At 43.4% G+C, this 2,174-nt stretch carries 1 protein-coding gene; it reads right to left on the minus strand.

What is annotated here, in order from left to right:
* Positions 1 to 2,174 (minus strand): glycoside hydrolase family 3 protein (locus H8706_RS11915; RefSeq protein WP_262432811.1); only part of this gene is annotated, 2,174 nt, incomplete at both ends.

Here is a 2,174-nt window from a genome sequence, read left to right on the forward strand (position 1 = left end):
CTTAAAAGCTCGCTGCGGCTTATTTTTCCGTCAGATAAGGCCTGCATAATTTCAGCCGCCGCTTTCTCCGAATCGGCATTTACCATATACACATCATTCTGTGCATCTATTTGCAGGTATCTGTCCGCCGCTGCGTCACCGTCTTTAAAGCAAGTCTTTGCCCACCAATCGCTCATAACCAGTCCGTCATAGTGCCATTCATCTCTGAGTACAGTGGTGTTAAGCTCATAATTTGCCGAACAAAATGCCCCGTTAAGCTGATTATACGCTGTCATCAGCATTTTTGTATTATTATCTTTAACGATCATTTCAAACGCTTTAAGATAAATTTCACGCAGCGCACGCTCCGATACTACGGTATTTACCTTACCTCTGTTAAATTCCTTGTTATTCACCGCAAAATGCTTTATAGTCGCGCTTATTCCGGCATTTTTTAATCCCCTGCACATACCGTTTGCTATTACTCCCGTAAGATACGGATCCTCCGACAAATATTCAAAGTTTCTTCCGCAAAGCGGCAGTCTGTGTATGTTTATTCCCGGACCGAGAAGTGCGTCAACCTTATATGCGTAAATTTCCATGCCCTCATAAGTATAGAGCTGTTCTGCCAGTTCTTCGTTCCATGTGCAGGCTATGAGCGTTCCGATAGGCAGACTTGAAGCGGCGTCTCCGTTGTCAAACCTTAATCCCGACGGACCGTCTGTCACGCACACAACGGGTATGCCGTAGTTTTGCAGTTCATATGTGACGCCGCCGATTGCTCCGCCGGTACCCGGACGTACCTTTGCGCTGTTCATGCCCTCGCCCTGTGAAAGGCACGCCAGTTCAAAATCTGTAAGCTGCGATGCAAATTCCTCTGCTGTGTATTTTTTTTCAAAAACATCTTTAAGCTTTATTCCTTTATCGCCTGTGAATTTGGGAGCATTTGTTTCAATCGTATGTGCTGTTCTTTTTTGTTCCTTTACCTCCTCATATTCCGCTTTTCCGTTTTTATTTGTCAGCCGTTTAAATGATACCGACGGAGCAGGCAGAGTATTTAAACGTTCAGTTATTGCCGTTTCTTCCTGCAAATATGTATATTCCTTTGCAGCGCTTCTTATGTCCGTACCTATATAGATATTATATTCGCCCTTTTCAAGAACAAAACACGATTTATTACCTGTTGTTCCGTCGTCATCATATGACGCCATGTCGGATATTTTAAATTCAATTTTTACCGTGTCGCTCTCCTGCGGATTAAGCTCAGCTGTTTTGGCAAACGCAACAAGTTCTCTTGACGGATGCGCAAGTTTTCCGCCGCACATCTCATAATATGCCTGTATTACTTCCTTTCCGGTACGGTCTCCGACATTCTTTACCGTTACCTCCGCAGTAAATTTATCGCCGATAACCTGCGGTTTTACAGTGTATTCAAAATTTGTATATGACAATCCGAAGCCGAACGGATACATAACTCTTTCCTTTGCAAAGGTTTCAAAATATCTGTAACCAACAAATATATCATCGGTATACACTACCTCGTCAACATTTTCAAATCCTTTGTATGACGGATAATCCTCTATGCTGTATGCAATGGTATCGGTGAGCTTTCCCGACGGATATCTTTTTCCGCAAAGAACGTCCGCAGCTGCCGCGCCGCCCTCCTGACCGCCGTGCCACACATACATAACCGCATCAACATTAAGCTCCTCAGCCCATGCCATATCTATAATATTTCCGACATTAAGCACAACGCAGACATTTTTAAAATATTTTGTAAGCTTTTCAATCATCGTATATTCTTCGTCGGAAAGCGCATAGCTGCCTTTATCGGGCGTATTGTCCTTTGATTCACCCGCTGTTCTTCCGATAATCATAATTGCTTTTTCAGACTCTTTTGCGGCTTTTTCCACAATTTTATCGTCCAAAACCGCTTCTTTCTGCGACCACGGCTGAACCCAGCCGTCTCCTGCGTCAAACGGATTTTGTTTAATCCATTTATCGTAAAATTTTTCTATTTCTTCATTCAGAACAACGTGGTTCAGCTTTTTAAGACTACCAAATATATTTGTGACATATTCTGTATTTACCATGCCGCCCGAACCTGTTCCGCTTTTGTAGTAAGCTCTCATAAGTCTGCCGAACACAGCGACGCTGTCACCCTTTCTGAACGGCAGCATGCCGTTGTTTTTAAG

Source organism: Qingrenia yutianensis (genome assembly GCF_014385105.1).
GTDB lineage: Bacteria > Bacillota > Clostridia > UMGS1810 > UMGS1810 > Qingrenia > Qingrenia yutianensis.